Here is a 15,247-nt window from a genome sequence, read left to right as displayed (position 1 = left end):
TTATATATACATCGTTTAGAAGGAGATTTAGAGACCTAAAAGTATCCAACGTTAGTATATCTAGAGATCTATGCCAGGAGTGCACAAACCTTACAAAATCATAAGGGTAATTCTTATTAACTTGCTCCGATGATGATAACAGACTAATGGAACTCAAAGTACTTTCCAATGAAAGCAAGACTTTACTTATGCATATAACTGATGAAGACATATCTATACCGCATATTATTCACCATGAACTCCTTGAGGATGAGCGTATATTATTTGCTGGAGTTATCCAACAACATCCATTGCTAAATAGGCTTACTATGAGAATTCAAACAAAGGATGTTGAACCTGTAGATGTTTTAATTTCGAATATTTTAAAAGCAATAGAAAAATCAGCTGAAATGCTTTCAGAAATAAAAATAAGTCTGGGTCAAAAGTCGGAGTGATTTGATGCAGTTCTGTGAAAAATGTGGTACAAAGCTTAAGTACAAACTCATTAAGATTGGAGATATATCATTCCCTGGTTTAGCTTGTGAAAAATGTGGTTTTTACACCAGAATAGAAAAGCTTATGGCTAAAACAGAGGAAAGCGCGTCAAGAACTTATATAAAAGTGCTTGGAGATGAAGCAGATGAAATTAAGACATTACCTACCACCACCATAGAATGCCCTAAATGTGACAATACGAATGCATATTGGTGGTTCCTGCAAACTAGAAGTGGAGATGAACCACCTACTCAATTCTACAGGTGCACAAAATGTAATTACACTTGGAGATTTTATGCATAATTTGTAAATTTAATAGATATCTTTAATATAAAATAATCAAACCTTTGTAGTTCATGTTTGAGAAGTAGAGAATTTTTCAATCTATAGTGCTACTTTCTCTTTAGGACAGTTATAGCCCTAGTTAACCTTCTGTGAACATAGACCTCATGGTCTTCCTTTACCTCAAAGCCATCTAAGTCATCTAGTCTAATTGTTTTAGGATGGACAAAAATACAATACCTTCCTTTAGGTAATATATCCTTTGCTTTCGAGATGAATTCTTGTAGCAGATTGGAAGTCTTTAAACCCCTTGATGATGCGCATCTTCCATATGGAATGTCAGTTGCTATTGCATCCGCTTGCCTTATAGGAAGTTTTAGAGAGTTTGAGTTTATGATTCCAAGGGTTGTAAGCCTATAATGCATTAGGTTATTCATAGCTCCTCGACACATCTTCATAGATATATCTATGCCAACACAGTTGGCTCCAATAAATGATGCTTCTATCAAGATGCTTCCTGTACCACAGAATGGATCGAGAAGAATTTCTCTTTCTTTAATGCGTGATAGGTTGACCAAACCTCTTGCAAACTTAGGATATAGTACCGAAGGATGGAAGAAAGGTCTGGTCCTAGGTCGCCTTAATACCCACCCTTTCTTATTCATATAATCTGTAATACCTATGATAAGATTAGCATTAGAAATTATACCGGTTACGATCTGCTTAGGATTTGTAAGTGAAACTTTAGCTTTGGGGATTCTTCTTTTCACAGCAGAGCCTATGATGATTTCTACTTTCTCCGATAGCGGTTTATTGGATAGATTAAAGACTGATGCTGAAAAGATTTTTGAGTCATCAATGAATTCTTCAAAAGCTATAGAGTTTATCGACCTTTCCATATCTTCCATTTTACATTGAGTTAGAAGAAGACCGCCAGCATTCACATACGCGCCTCTCTTTACAATTATATTTGGGTTGAATTTTCCACTTACAACGAATACACGCTCACCAATCTTCTCAAATCTTGCTTTACGATCATAAATTTCCACAAGGGCTCTTAACTCAGCCTGATTAAGGGTGCTCTTCTCTCCTGAGAGTAAGAAGAAAGTATTTCTACATTGTTGTATCGAATTCGCCATTTAAGATAATGATGGTGAGACTTACATAAAAGAAGTTTTTAATTGGAAAACTAAACTTCAAATTAATTATGTCGAAACAGGACATCACATATTGTTTGAAGAAAAGGGACGTATAAAATTGATGTTATTGTCTCAATTTGTACTTAATTCGGATACACATATTGAATATAAGGTTCCTTACCTCATTCTTTTCATAATCTTTCCTCAAACTCCTTTTCCATAAAAAATCTTCCAAGAGACGTATTATGATATAAACGACTAATGTTATTCTCATACAGATAAGAGTTCTTATATAAACGTGTTTAGCACTAAGTTTATAGTAAATAAGTGACTAGCCAAAATAGAGGTATATCACGAGATGAGTGTAATAATAACTCTTCCAAGGGAAGATATTCTAAAGGAATATTTTTCTAATTTGGCAGAGGAAGAAATGGGTTATTTCAAGTATATTTCGGATATAATAATTAAGAAAGTAATCCTTCCTATCATTGAGGCTGATGATAAAGAGTCAGCTATTGAAACAGAAGTTATTCATTACCTTCTCTATTCTTTAAATCTTTATCCAATTATGCAAAGGATTATCAAGCATTATGATAATTATTTTGAATTTCTTCGCAAAGAAGTTAAGAAAAGAGTTGTAGATGATAGTATCCTCAATTCAATGCTCTACGCCCTTGATATACTCAAGGTACACATTAGCTTTTTCTCAGAACTTTTTTCTAGAGACCCTTATAGATTAAGCTTATTTGGGGTCGACGAAGTTGAAGCTTATTTTTATACCCTTACTAAAACAAGCTTAGCTTTTAATACAATTTTTGTAGCAATGTATGAAAAAGTCGAAGCTCTTCAGAGTTTGAGCCAAATTGTAGAGAGGTATGCTGAAGAATTTCAGCCCTTTGTGAGCTCTCTACAAGTCTTATCTGAGGAAGAATCAACGCTAAGTGAAAAAACATTCGAATGTGATGAATAAAAAAATTAGAGGGTAGACAAGTGGGATGCTAATACAGACGCTACATCGATCTTGCTGATAGAGCTTGGTATAGTATTCGTTCCTACAAGCTCTTCAACACCAGCATTCTTTATCCTATCTAAAGCATCATCAGTCAGTAACGGATGGACACAAGTTACAAATACTTTCCTAACACCACAATCTTTTAATTTGAGTGCAGCCAATTCCACCGTCCTACCACTACTTATAATATCATCAACAAGAATTGCGTCCTTGCCTTGAACGTTTTTTGTTATTTCTTCTAACATAATCTCCCCTGTAACTTGATCCCTAACTTTAGCAAGTGATAAGTACTCAACGCCTAGTATTTTTGCAAAAGCTTCCACTCTGATCGACCCACCAAGGTCAGGAGATACCGCAATAGTCTCATTCAAATTGTACTTTTTAAAGTACTTAGCCATCAGAGGAATTGCTGACACGCTATAGGCAGGAATGGAGAACAGTCCCAGCCCTTCTACATTATGTATATCGATAGTAACCAACCTTCTAACTCCCACAGATCTAAGTAGATGAGATAAAACTCCTAAGCTTACGATCTCCCCATGAAGGAAGATCTTATGTTGCCTGGCGTAAGCTAAGTACGGGATTACTGCATGAACCTCTGCACCATCTTCATTTAGTTTGTGAGCTAAAAACAACAATTGCAGTATATACCTGTCGATTGGTGGATAGGATGACTGCACTATTGCAACACGTTTATTCATAACATCGCTCATAATCCTGAAGTAGCTCTCACCATCTGGAAAGAGTTTGGCATCAATTTTTACAAGATCTGCACCCAATTTTTCAGCTAAACTAGTTGCTAAGTCTTTTGATGCCGGTCCTGGGGCGATCAACCACCCTTTTTGTCCATCTATAGACATGTAATGTAGAAAGAGTCGGGTGCCTTTTTTCTTTATCGCAACAGATTAAATAAAATTATTAGGATGTCTTACCAATAATTTCATAGACGGTTATGGAAAAAGAGGCAATGGCCTACACGAAGCTTATTAGTACTGATGTGAAATGCAAGCTTTGTCCAAGAGGTTGTACCATAAAGAACTCAAAAAGGGGAGTATGTAGAGTAAGAGAGAACAGAAATGGGGCTCTTTTCACTTTGATATATGGCACAACTACTGCAGAGGCTATCGATCCAATAGAAAAGAAACCTTTATTTCATTTCTGGCCTGGTAGCGATACATACTCGATATCAAGTTTATCATGCACTCTATTCTGCCCATGGTGCCAGAACTGGGAGATAAGCCAAGCATCTCCTGGCGAAGTCTATTCACATGAAATCACTTCTGAAGAAATCATTAAAAGAGTTCTTAAAGCAAACTCTTCATCCATCTCCTACACTTACAACGAGCCACTCCTTTGGTATGAATTCGTTTATGAGACATCCAAGCTCTCGAATGAGAATAAAATTCATAATGTACTTGTTACGAATGGTTATATAACAGAGGAAGCTCTTTTACCTTTAGTTAAATATATAGATGCTGCCAATGTCGATATAAAGGGCTTTACTGAAGGCTTTTATCGCACTTATTGTAAGGGCAGTTTAGAACCTGTACTTTTAGCAACAAAATTGATGAAGAGAAAAGGTACACACATTGAAGTGACGAACTTGATAATCCCTGGCATCAATGATTCTTTGGACGAAATAAAACAGCTTGCAACATGGGTGAAGGATTGTTTAGGCTCAGACACACCTTTACATTTCTCACGTTTCTTCCCCCACTATAAGATGACAGACATATATGCAACACCATTTGAGACTTTGTTAAAGGCGAAGAATATCGCTGAGGAAGAGGGATTACAATTTGTCTATATAGGGAATGTGGTAGGCGAGGGTGAAAATACATACTGCCCAAATTGCCAACATCTTTTAATAAGAAGGACGGGTTTCGATGTGCTTAAGATCGATCTATCAAAGGATAAAAAGTGTCCTAACTGTGGATTTAATATCAATATAATAGGTGAAGTGAAAACTCGAAGTTTTATTAGATGGTTTTAATATAGGTGAAGGTGAAATTTGATATGGAAAGCGTTACGCCAAGATTCTTTTACTGTACTCTATGATAAGAAGTGCAAAGCCTCTTTATCGCGATATTTTGATATAATATTCGATAAGAAGATTGCAAAGTTCAATTTATTAAAGACTTTTTCCATCGATTTTCAAGGAAAAAGCACGGCTGAGATGTGGAAAGCACACAACAAATCAGTTGAAGATTTCAATAATTATATAAAAAAGGTCGATTCTGGCCAAGAAATCAATGATCTTGCTGAGAATAGTCTACTAGATCTCAAGATTGCTTTAGCAAAGAAAGTGCTTGAGAGATGTGTATTCTGCATACACGCGTGTGCAGTCAACAGATTAAAAGGCAAAACGGAGTACTGTGGTTGCAGTATGGATTTCCCTGTTTCGACTATGTTCGACCATTATGGAGAAGAGCCTGAGCTTGTACCATCATTCACCGTGTTCACTATTGGTTGCACTATGACGTGTCTTCATTGTCAGAATTGGATGATCAGCCAATGGAAAGAGGCAGGCACTCAATACGAATTTGAAGAGGTTGCGAGTCAGGTAGATAAAGCCAAATCAAGGGGTTGTAGGAACTTGAATATGGTAGGTGGAGACCCTACTCCTTATCTTTATCACTGGTTGGAGATATCAAGGGAGATTAAGGAAAATTTACCTATAGTCTGGAACTCTAATAGCTACTACAGTCACCCTTCTTCTCGATTACTAGCTCAGTGGGCTGATGTTTATCTGTTAGACTTCAAGTATGGAAATAACGATTGTGCAATAAGGATATCCGATGCACCAAAATATTGGGAAACTTGTACGAGAAACCATCTCATTGCTAAAGAACATGGAGAGTTAATTATACGCATATTGGTTCTCCCGAAACATATAGAATGTTGCTTCAGACCCATAGTTGAGTGGATAGTTAAGAACCTAGGAAGGTATGTTAGGGTCAATGTTATGTGGCAATATACTCCCCATTGGAGGGCTCATGAGATACCAGAACTAAAGAGAAGACTAAGTAGGGATGAGATGGAGCAGACGATACATATCGTAAAAGATGTTGGATTGGAGAATTTCATTACATAAGACGGTAAAGTATCCCGATTGTTAAACTTTTAAGCAAGCTATTAAAATTAGATAATCTGGGATGACGCAACAATATTGTATAGAATGTGGAGGCATCGTGTTTTATGATTCTACTTCTAAGCACTATATTTGTAAGAAGTGTGGTTTATATATTACGAAGGATGAACTCTTAGATTTAAAGGAAAAACTTAGAGGAGAAAGGGTAGAAAATAGTAAAAAGCGAAAGCACGATGAGTATTTAAAGTGGTGGCTAAGTAAGAAATAGATTGAATATAATTAATCGTTAACCTCTTCTCCACCACGAAGGATATTAGCTAAGGTAGCAGAAAGCACTACCAAACCCTCCCGAGTAATCGATGAAATTGGTATAAGATCTTGCTCAAAACCAAGCGATATCAATTCGCGTAAAATTTTACTACTTAAAAGGTACTGTGATCCCTCCTCTTCTTCACGTATAGATTCTTCAAGAATAGCTGAGCTCGATGCCCATTCCATAATTCGATTTATTCCCTTACCTACCAAATCTCTTTTTGTCAATACAGGTATCTGTGATAGCTTAAGCCTTAATTGAACAGATGTTGAGAGAAGTGCCATTGAGACGAAGTTTATAGGAGTCGAGACAAGCAAAGTATCAAAAAGAAAGAGTAATGCTCTATTCTCGCAACTTAAATTCTGGACTATAAAAGGACCACTCGATCTATAAGCGAAGAGTTCTATCTGACCAGGTGTGTCTACTATTACGTAATCTGGACGGAACTCATCGATATCATCTTGGAGTTTCTCGATCTTGGTTGCGATAAGGTCAGATGCAAGTATCAGGGCCCCGTTCGGTCCCAAATGGTAAGTCGCCATAATATTTTGAATGTCTATATAGTTTCTTACATCGACATCTGGCACGTAGGGAAGTTCTAAAGGTCCTGGATCAAGGTTGACAGATATTGCATATGAGCCTTTCTCAGTATACCAAGAGACGAGTGTTGATGTAAGAAGGGACTTGCCTGACCCAGCAGTTCCTAAGATGAATATTACGAACATAAGCCATATTAAATTGGAGAGGTTTGTTTAATGTTTTTTGTATCTGTAACTCGAGTAAAACTCTAATAATAAATAAAAGATCTTTATAAATTTAGAATTGGATATTTATGAGATAATCTCTGTTGGAAATGAGCTTCTTAATGGAAAGACTTTAAACACAAATGCTCATTGGCTTGCAAAGGCTATAACTGAGTTAGGATATTTCGTTAGGCGTTGTACGGTAATTAGAGATGATATAGAAGAGATATCTTCTGCAGTTAGAGAATCTTTTGAAAGAAGAGTAGATTGGTTGATCATATCAGGTGGTCTGGGACCTACTTATGATGATAAGACACTCCAAGGTTTAGCGAAATCCCTCGATCGAGAATTAGTCTTAAACGAAGATGCTTTAAGGATGGTAAAAAAGAAGTATACAGAGATTTTTGATCATGGTCTGCTGAAAACGGTCGAGCTTACACCTGAGAGGATAAAGATGGCTACTTTACCTGAAGGTTCAAAACCTCTTCCAAATCCAGTAGGTACAGCTCCTGGAGTTTTATTGAGAAAAGGCAGTATGAATATCATCTGCCTCCCTGGAGTTCCATCAGAGATGAAGACCTTATTTAAAGAAAGTATTATACCAATTATAGCAAAAATAAGAAAAGGTTTCTACCGAGAGAATAATGTTTTCATAACTGGTATAGTTGAATCAGAATTGGCACCACTTATTGACAGAGTGTTGAAAAGTAATCCCTTGGTGTATATAAAATCACATCCAAAAGGTCGAGAAGAGGGTGTTTCTAAGATTGAAATTCAAGTAACTACAACTGCCGAGGAGCCTTCAATCGCTTTAAAAAGAATCGAGGTTGCATTAGAGCAGTTGGTCTCTTTAATAGTCGAATATGGTGGGAAAGTCGATGAGAAAAGCACAAGATCTAAGATCGAGATGTTAAAGCGGGAATATCCTGAGTATCCAATGGTAGGTGTGGGGGCACTGATCAAGCAAAATGATTCGGTTCTTTTAGTTAAAAGGGCGCATAAACCAGGTAAATGCAAATGGGCCCTACCAGGTGGTCTTGTAAAGCTTGGTGAAACGATTAAAGATGCAGTAAAACGCGAGGTAAAAGAAGAAGTAGGGCTCAAGGTAGAGTTAGTGGATCTAATAGATGTATCTGATTATATTGTGTTCGATGATGAGAATAGGATACGCTTTCACTATTTGATCTTAAACTTTTTAGCAAATCGCATTGATGGAGAGATAAGAGGTAGCGAAGAGTCTTCTCATGTCAATTGGTTCAAGGTTGAAGAACTGAACAGTTTGGAGATTACCAGCACTACAGAAAAGCTTCTGAAAGACTACTTTATGAAGGATCAAGATAATCAGTAGTTAAAATAAGTTTGGTTAGTTTGATATTCAGTTGTGAAGGTTTATGGTAGATAAGAATTTTACATAACTTTACCGATGGTCGTTATTGGCTTTCTAATAATCTGTGCAAGTCTTTCGATCTGTGCTCCATCCACAGTAACCAATATTGCTGTAGCAGGACCTGCTGGTTTTTCTAAGTCTATTCCAACACCATCATAAAACTTAACTTGACGCCCGACTAATTGGGTTATCATCCTTGCTTCGTAGGCTATGCCTTGAGTATCGACAGGAATTACATCGTGAACAAAATCAAGTTGAAGCAACCTAAGGATCTCTTGAAGGTCTGCTATCTTTCCTTCTCTCTCAGCTTGTAGGACTTCTTCTCCAATCTTTGGATTACCTATTATTATAAGGACATCGTTAGGCTGAGTTCGCCCCATTCTCAGCTCATCTTCATGGACAAGTCCCAAAGCCATTAAACCTAGACCTGTCTGATCGGTAATTACATTCTCCTCTGTATTTACGCTTATCGACTGTTCTGGATCGAGTCCTATTTTTTTTAACTCATTCTTTACACCTTCTAATATATTGATACCTGTGGGGGTCATCTCAACGCTCAATGTCACTACAATTAGCCTTGGCCACGAATTTATCGCAATGGTATCCATAAGGACTAACCTGGTCATGAAACGACCTAATGTAAAACAATCCACCTTTACCTTATCCATTGGTTTCGAGCCTATACCACCTGATGATGTATAGCTTAAGGTTAAAATCAAGCCAGTCGGTAGCTTTAAAAGTGACACATCTCCCCTTTTCATCAAGACTACTTGTGAAGGCGTTACTTTAAATATCGTAGGGCGTACTATACTTCCTATACTTTTTAGCATAGTTAGATAAAAAGTTAAAGCTTGACGTATGATTTCTGATCTACTTAACTCATACTCGTTGGCTAATCCATCAAGTTCTCTTACTATCTTTTCAGGAAGCCTTACATTTATCGGGCTACTCAATTTTGAACGAATTATTATTAGATTAATTACTTATAATACTCTTGGTCTAAGTTACGGATTGAGAATGACTACAGATTATGAATTGATACTTTCAAGGTCAGTTGGATGCTTGGCAGGCGTAGCGATCGGAGATTCCATGGGGATGCCTACATCTGGGTACACACCAGAACAGATAAGTGAAAAGTTTGGAAAGGTAATAAGTTTTTTCGATGCACCTAAAGGGCACATAGTCCATGATGGGTTAAAGGCTGGGCATGTTACCGATGATACCCAAATAACATTGGTCTTAGCAGATGCATTGATAAATGATCAATATATCTCATCAGAAGGTTTTGCACAGCGATTATGGGAGTGGAGTGTTAAATGCGGTGCTTCTGCAAAGAGATTATTGGGACCTAGCACGAGAGCAGCTTTAGAGAAGGTGGCAAGAGGAGTCGATATTAAGTATGTCTCTGGATTAGGGGCTACAAATGGTGCAGCTATGAGAGTGTCTCCAGTAGGAATTGTCGATGCGGGTTCAAATTTACACGAAATAGTAAAAGATGTGGCGAAATCATGTGCGTTCACTCACAATACTGATGTAGCTATCTCGGCTGCCTCAGCTGTAGCATGTTCGATCTCTAAGGCAATCAAAGGAAATTGTAGTATTGACGATATCATCGAGGCTGGAATAAGAGGTGCAAGGCTTGGTGCTCAGTTTGGAAGTCTATATCCAGCTGCTCCTGTAGATAAAAGAATAGAGCTGGCTATAAATTTGGTTTCACATGCTAAGAGTCCTATAGAAGTTATAGATTACCTTTACAATTATGTCGGTGCTGGAATAGCTTCTAATGAAGCTGTGCCAACAGCATTTGGAGTATTTGCTGCTACTTATGGAGAGCCGATGGATGCTATAATAATGGCAACAAACATAGGCGGGGATGCAGACACAATAGCATCGATAGTAGGCGGGATTGGAGGGGCATTTAAAGGGATCGAGGCTTTTCCTAAGGAGATGGTTAAAAAAGTTGCGAAAATCAATGAACTGAATTTTGATGAAATTGCTAGGAAACTCTTGGAAGTGCGGAAGATGAGGTTGATAGAGTGATAGGTATACTAGCGCTTGGAGATATGGTTGTAGATTTAGGTCAAATTCCTATAGATAATATACTATAGGAAGTATACTACGGATAGTAGCTAATGCTGTTGTAGCGATATGGTTATAATTATTTAATTTAAGTGACGGTTTTTTCTAGCATTCTTAACTTCAAAGCTCTTTTCATCTCTAAAGCGATCCTATCACCCATGCTCATTCTTTTATTGTACTTCGCATTCGCGTACTGAGAGCCAACACCCATATGCACATTCGTGCCACCCCCATGCCTCGTTGCAACATCTTGGGTTACAGGGATATGAGCGTAGACATCTTCACCACTAGGAACGTCATATAGTCCATACTCTACGGCTTTACCTGGAACCTTGCCCCAAGTTATCAAAGTTTGAAGGCACCAAGCTCCGATTATTCCCGGGGGTTCGTATTTTTTCGTTGCTAAAAGGAAGGCATTAGCACACTTATGAATATCCTTCAATAGAGACTCTCTGAGGCTCATAGCTAGATGGCATGTAACTTCAAAGGATGGGACTTGCTTGATCTTCTGTTGAATATCTATAGGTAGTCTCTTCAATCCATCGAATATTGTCTCTCTTCTCTCATCTATAGAGAGTAACTCATTCGCTAGGCATACTCTTGCTTCATCCAGATTCGTATCATGAAGTTCAGAGTAGATGTCATCCACATCCCCCCACTCCTCCTCTGCATTTAATGGTGAAAGGAAGAAGTTGAAATTTGCATGGGGGCCCAAGACTATCTGCTCTACTCTAGCCCTCTTTAAGCAATTCTCATTTAGGTTGCCATTTTCTACCTCTATTGTAACTTTATCCTCGAGATCATTAGAGTCGGCAGCGAAGATGAACTCCCTCTCAAGCTCCCTTTTTGCATTCTCAGATTTTAAGAGTATAGGCTCATCTATATACTCCTTGAGCTTTATTCTATTCGGATAGACTTCAAATTCGTAAGATTTTGGGTAAGGTATACCTGCTTTATCACAGTACCAATAGTAGTCCTTCTCTATTTCTCCTCGGTTCTCTATCTTCAAAAGTTTTCTTGCGCCAAAAATAGGTATCAGGAATTCATTTTCTATTCTACTACAGTAATCATCGCCGCCTAAATATACAGAGAAAGCTCTATTTGGTATCTGGAGACATTCTAAATCCATTAAATCATCTAAATACTTGAATATGTCTGGGTATTCGTCCAAGATTATCAGAGCTATCTTCCAATCACCATTTTTTTTCAAGTCCCTTGGATCAAAAACACAGATCATATCCTCTCTGGTATGTTTGGGTAAGTCTTCTATCTCTTCAACTTTACCTACTATTGGATTCTGTAGATAGATTATAGCCCTTTGTTTCGTCGTATAGATTATCCTTCTTAACCCGTAGTCCCTAGCGCCCGATGCAGCATCAAGGGCAGAGTGGGAGCCCAATATTAAAGATATAGGCTCCTTGTACTTGCTAGCTACTTCTTGCATCTCCTCTCTTTTTATCATACACGTATACCTCTTACTATTACTCCTGGCTTTCCAATGACCTTACCTATAGTCTTTGCTCTCATGCCATGCTTTGTAAATATTTTCAGAATTTGATCCTCCTCATCTCTAGGTGCACATAAACAAAATCCGATTCCCATATTAAAAGTTCGATACATTTCCCTTTTAGCTATTGAGCCTTCCCTTTTGATTAGTTGGAATATCGACAAAGGTTCGGGCATATCATCAAGTAATAAACCCATCTTCGGCTTCAACAGCAGTCTTGCAAGCTTCGAAAAAGCCCCACCAGTTATATGAGCCAAGCCATGCACTTTACACCTTTTTAATACCTCAAGGACTGGTCTAACGTAGATTCTTGTCGGCATCAACAATTCTTCTCCAAGGCTCTTCTCAAGCTCAGGTATGAACTGATCGACTTTATATTTTGGAAGTAACGCTTTCCTTGCAAGAGACAAGCCGTTAGAATGAATCCCTATGCTTTCTACGCCAAATACGGTATCACCAACCTCTAAGTCTTTCCCAGTGATTACCTTATCTTTATCGATAACACCAATTGCTAAACCTACAAGATCGAAACCTTTTCCATCAATTCCTTTTATCACATCTGGCATGATTGCTGTCTCTCCACCAACGATCGATACACAAGCCTCCTTTGCTCCCTTAGCAAGACCTTCCATGATCTCTCTTACGATCTTTGTATCGGGCTTCTCGAGAGCCAGATAATCGACAAGAGCTATTGGCTCAGAACCTACACATATCAGATCGTTGACATTCATAGCTATACAATCTATGCCTATTGTATCATACTTATCCATCATTTGGGCTATAAGCACTTTTGTACCTACACCATCAGAATGAACTGTTAGTGCCCTTTCGCCTATGTCTATAATACCTGCATAATGTCCTATCTCAATGAGAGGGCAACCGAACTTTCCTTGTCTCGATTTAAAAGTGTCAGAAAGTTGCTTGAAAATATCTTTGCGAATTTTGCTTACTTCATCTAGGTCAACACCAGCTTTAGCATATGTGAGCTTTGTCATCGATTCACCTTTTTATTAGTCGAGATTTGTTTTTCTATAAGCACAGGTTTTGTAAAACAGTTTCGTTAATTTGGAAGTTTTCGCATCTTTGACTTTGTCCTTCTTTAAAAGCTTGACTTTAACACTCAAGTTTTATCAGACCTATACTTTGACAGTTTCTCCTTTAATTCATGGCGTTTAATGCTTAATATCTCTATAGAGAGCAAGGCTGCGTTCTTGCCGTTGTCTATACCAACACATGCAACTGGAACCTTTGAAGGCATCTGAACTATGGATAATAACGCATCCAGACCTCCAAGCTTTGCTGAGATCGGGACTCCAATCACAGGTTTTATAGTCAAAGATGCTATAAATCCAGGTAAATGAGCAGAAAGCCCAGCAACTGCTACGAATACATCTGCATCTGAATTCATGATGTATATTTCTAGCTGTTTACGATCTCTATGAGCTGAGAGAATCTTCTTTTCATATTCGATTTGGAAATCTTCAAGTACTTTACATATCTCTTCTAAAATCTTTTGATCTGACTTACTACCAGCTATAACAGCAACTTCCATCTCATTCACTCTTTTTCGATAATTCATCTCTAAGCAGAGCTACAGGGTCCATCTTCCCGACTTTTGGAAGCCAGTCGATCCTCTTCCCAAGAATACCCTTATCTCTCCTATATTGGTAAAGCATCCTCACACGATCTGCAACATCCATTCTTTTACACATTAGTTCAGGAGATCCTATATCGCTCCTATAAAATAAACCCCAACCATCTAGAAGTTTTATATAAGGTACACATCTATCAATGATCTTGCTTGCTTTTGTTATCTCATCAGATATAGCGAGTATTTCAACAAGCCTTGATCCCGCTGATAGTATCTCCCCGCCTTCGTTGAGATCAGCACTGCCCCAATAAAACTTACATCCCCCCCTCTTTATTGCTTGCTCATCCACAAATACAGGGTGGTTTTTAGCCAACTTTCTATTATTAGGATAGCCTTTTGGCGCAATAGCTTTAACTACAGTGGATCTCTTATCGAATTCAACATTTAACTTTGATAAGTTACCGTCTAATATTGCCAAGCATATATCAACAAAGTCTGTCTTTAATGTGTTTAAGACATTCAACGCTTCAGGATCGCCAAGCCTAGAATACATCTCGATTATCGTAGGACCCTCTATCTCTGTTAACATCATCTGACCAGCAACCATACCATGGTACCTCTTACCAACCTTATCTTGTATAGCACGGACCAATGAATTTACTATCTTCAACGACTCTTCATACTCTTTCTTTGTTATGAATGGCAACGTGAATCCTGAACCACATATAGAACCCATGCCACCTGTCTCTGTACCTATGTCAAATTCATGAGCGTGCTTGTTGTCTTGGACTAAAGGCATACCCTTTATGCAGCGTCCATCAGTGAAGCACTGCAGAGTGTATTCAGGACCCCATACTTTCTCCTCTACGAGTATCTTATCTTCAATATCAGAATAACTTTTCATATATCCCTCTAACCAGTCAGCATGTTTAGACTTGAACCTCTGCTTCTCATCGTGAAGGTATAATTGCTGATCTTCTACAACCTTTACACCTTTTCCACCTGCCTGTCTTGCAGGCTTCAAGGCTACATTTTGTAACCATGTTAGGGTATCAGAGTATTTTTCAAGGACAGAGTAAGCCTCTTTAGAAGACCTGAATGTCTTGAAGAGCAGCTTTCCACTCATCCCATACTCCCATTGCAAGCGCCTCATCTCAGCCTTTGACATCTCTATTATAGCTACATCTCTACTCGCACCGACACAAGGTATCCCTTTTCTCTCTAGCTCATCTGGAACTGCATGAAAGTTCGGTTCCTCAGGCCCGATTATTACAAAGTCTACACACCACCTCTTTGCATACTCTACGACCTTCTCTGGGTCTGTAGTCTTAGATAGAGCGAAGTCGCCTCCGGATTTTTTACAAATATTAAATATACCAGGGTTTCTTATATCACCCAGCCAGAAGATTCTTGGATGGTGATCACTTCTTTCTAAAGCCTCTGCGATTGCATGCTCTCTTGATGCGTTGCCTAGGCCCATTATCTTCATAAGATTTCCTTCCAATAATTCACATATTAGTTATTTGGGTAGCCCCAACAAACATTTTTATCATAAAAAATATTTGTTCATATTTATTATCCTTGTTCAAAATGTATTATCCTTCCTTTCTATTTGAAAATAGACTGATA

General features: G+C 38.1%; 15 protein-coding genes. 7 read left to right on the top strand and 8 right to left on the bottom strand.

Annotated features, from left to right (window positions below):
• Positions 1-146: 146 nt before the first annotated feature.
• Both L6N96_05240 and L6N96_05235 read left to right on the top strand, forming a co-directional pair.
• On the top strand, positions 147-434 hold the full coding sequence (locus tag L6N96_05240) for a hypothetical protein (GenBank protein ID MCP8323564.1): 288 nt from the start codon (positions 147-149) through the stop codon (positions 432-434).
• 4 nt (positions 435-438) lie between these two features.
• Positions 439-777, top strand: a complete 339-nt coding sequence (locus L6N96_05235; GenBank protein MCP8323563.1) for a transcription factor S — start codon at positions 439-441, stop codon at positions 775-777.
• A gap of 89 nt (positions 778-866) precedes the next feature.
• On the opposite strand, the gene L6N96_05230 is transcribed toward L6N96_05235, so the two are convergent.
• Positions 867-1,895 carry a hypothetical protein gene (locus L6N96_05230; protein MCP8323562.1) on the bottom strand — a complete coding sequence of 343 codons (1,029 nt, stop codon included), beginning with the start codon at positions 1,893-1,895 and terminating at the stop codon, positions 867-869.
• Between the two features lie 358 nt (positions 1,896-2,253).
• Here L6N96_05230 and L6N96_05225 point away from each other — a divergent pair, with 358 nt between their 5' ends.
• Positions 2,254-2,865 carry a hypothetical protein gene (locus L6N96_05225; GenBank protein MCP8323561.1) on the top strand — a complete coding sequence of 204 codons (612 nt, stop codon included), beginning with the start codon at positions 2,254-2,256 and terminating at the stop codon, positions 2,863-2,865.
• A 5-nt stretch (positions 2,866-2,870) separates the two neighbouring features.
• Here the strand turns inward: L6N96_05225 and L6N96_05220 are convergent, their stop codons facing one another.
• A complete protein-coding gene (locus L6N96_05220; protein ID MCP8323560.1) occupies positions 2,871-3,767 on the bottom strand; it encodes a ribose-phosphate pyrophosphokinase in 897 nt (298 codons plus the stop codon).
• A gap of 92 nt (positions 3,768-3,859) precedes the next feature.
• Between L6N96_05220 and amrS the strand changes: the two genes are divergently transcribed.
• Positions 3,860-4,900, top strand: a complete 1,041-nt coding sequence (gene amrS, locus L6N96_05215) for an AmmeMemoRadiSam system radical SAM enzyme (protein MCP8323559.1) — start codon at positions 3,860-3,862, stop codon at positions 4,898-4,900.
• 18 nt (positions 4,901-4,918) lie between these two features.
• Positions 4,919-6,001 carry a radical SAM protein gene (locus L6N96_05210; GenBank protein ID MCP8323558.1) on the top strand — a complete coding sequence of 361 codons (1,083 nt, stop codon included), beginning with the start codon at positions 4,919-4,921 and terminating at the stop codon, positions 5,999-6,001.
• Between the two features lie 276 nt (positions 6,002-6,277).
• On the opposite strand, the gene L6N96_05205 is transcribed toward L6N96_05210, so the two are convergent.
• Positions 6,278-7,036: an ATP/GTP-binding protein gene (locus tag L6N96_05205; GenBank protein ID MCP8323557.1), complete on the bottom strand. Its 759-nt coding sequence runs from the start codon at positions 7,034-7,036 to the stop codon at positions 6,278-6,280.
• 97 nt (positions 7,037-7,133) lie between these two features.
• Here L6N96_05205 and L6N96_05200 point away from each other — a divergent pair, with 97 nt between their 5' ends.
• The gene (locus L6N96_05200) at positions 7,134-8,402 is read left to right on the top strand and encodes a nicotinamide mononucleotide deamidase-related protein (protein MCP8323556.1); all 1,269 of its coding nucleotides are present in this window, start codon (positions 7,134-7,136) and stop codon (positions 8,400-8,402) included.
• A gap of 59 nt (positions 8,403-8,461) precedes the next feature.
• Here the strand turns inward: L6N96_05200 and L6N96_05195 are convergent, their stop codons facing one another.
• Positions 8,462-9,394: a ribbon-helix-helix domain-containing protein gene (locus L6N96_05195; protein MCP8323555.1), complete on the bottom strand. Its 933-nt coding sequence runs from the start codon at positions 9,392-9,394 to the stop codon at positions 8,462-8,464.
• Positions 9,395-9,458: 64 nt separating this feature from the next.
• On the opposite strand from L6N96_05195, the gene L6N96_05190 reads away from it, so the two are divergent.
• Positions 9,459-10,481 (top strand): ADP-ribosylglycohydrolase family protein, encoded by a 1,023-nt coding sequence (locus L6N96_05190; protein ID MCP8323554.1) that lies wholly within the window; start codon positions 9,459-9,461, stop codon positions 10,479-10,481.
• Between the two features lie 127 nt (positions 10,482-10,608).
• Here L6N96_05190 and L6N96_05185 read toward each other — a convergent pair whose 3' ends face one another.
• The 4 genes from L6N96_05185 to purD all read right to left on the bottom strand — a co-directional run bounded on the left by L6N96_05185 (position 10,609) and on the right by purD (position 15,122).
• A complete protein-coding gene (locus L6N96_05185; protein ID MCP8323553.1) occupies positions 10,609-11,982 on the bottom strand; it encodes a DUF1297 domain-containing protein in 1,374 nt (457 codons plus the stop codon).
• The gene (gene purM / locus L6N96_05180) at positions 11,979-13,022 is read right to left on the bottom strand and encodes a phosphoribosylformylglycinamidine cyclo-ligase (protein MCP8323552.1); all 1,044 of its coding nucleotides are present in this window, start codon (positions 13,020-13,022) and stop codon (positions 11,979-11,981) included. Before purM ends, L6N96_05185 begins: the two co-directional genes overlap by 4 nt.
• Before the next feature lie 125 nt (positions 13,023-13,147).
• Positions 13,148-13,579: a 5-(carboxyamino)imidazole ribonucleotide mutase gene (gene purE, locus L6N96_05175; GenBank protein MCP8323551.1), complete on the bottom strand. Its 432-nt coding sequence runs from the start codon at positions 13,577-13,579 to the stop codon at positions 13,148-13,150.
• A gap of 1 nt (position 13,580) precedes the next feature.
• A complete protein-coding gene (purD, locus tag L6N96_05170) occupies positions 13,581-15,122 on the bottom strand; it encodes a phosphoribosylamine--glycine ligase (protein MCP8323550.1) in 1,542 nt (513 codons plus the stop codon).
• Between the last annotated feature and the right edge of the window lie 125 nt (positions 15,123-15,247).

This window comes from Candidatus Methylarchaceae archaeon HK02M2, from assembly GCA_024256165.1.
Lineage (GTDB): Archaea > Thermoproteota > Nitrososphaeria > Nitrososphaerales > JACAEJ01 > HK02M2.
This window is presented reverse-complemented; position numbering and strand designations above follow the sequence as displayed.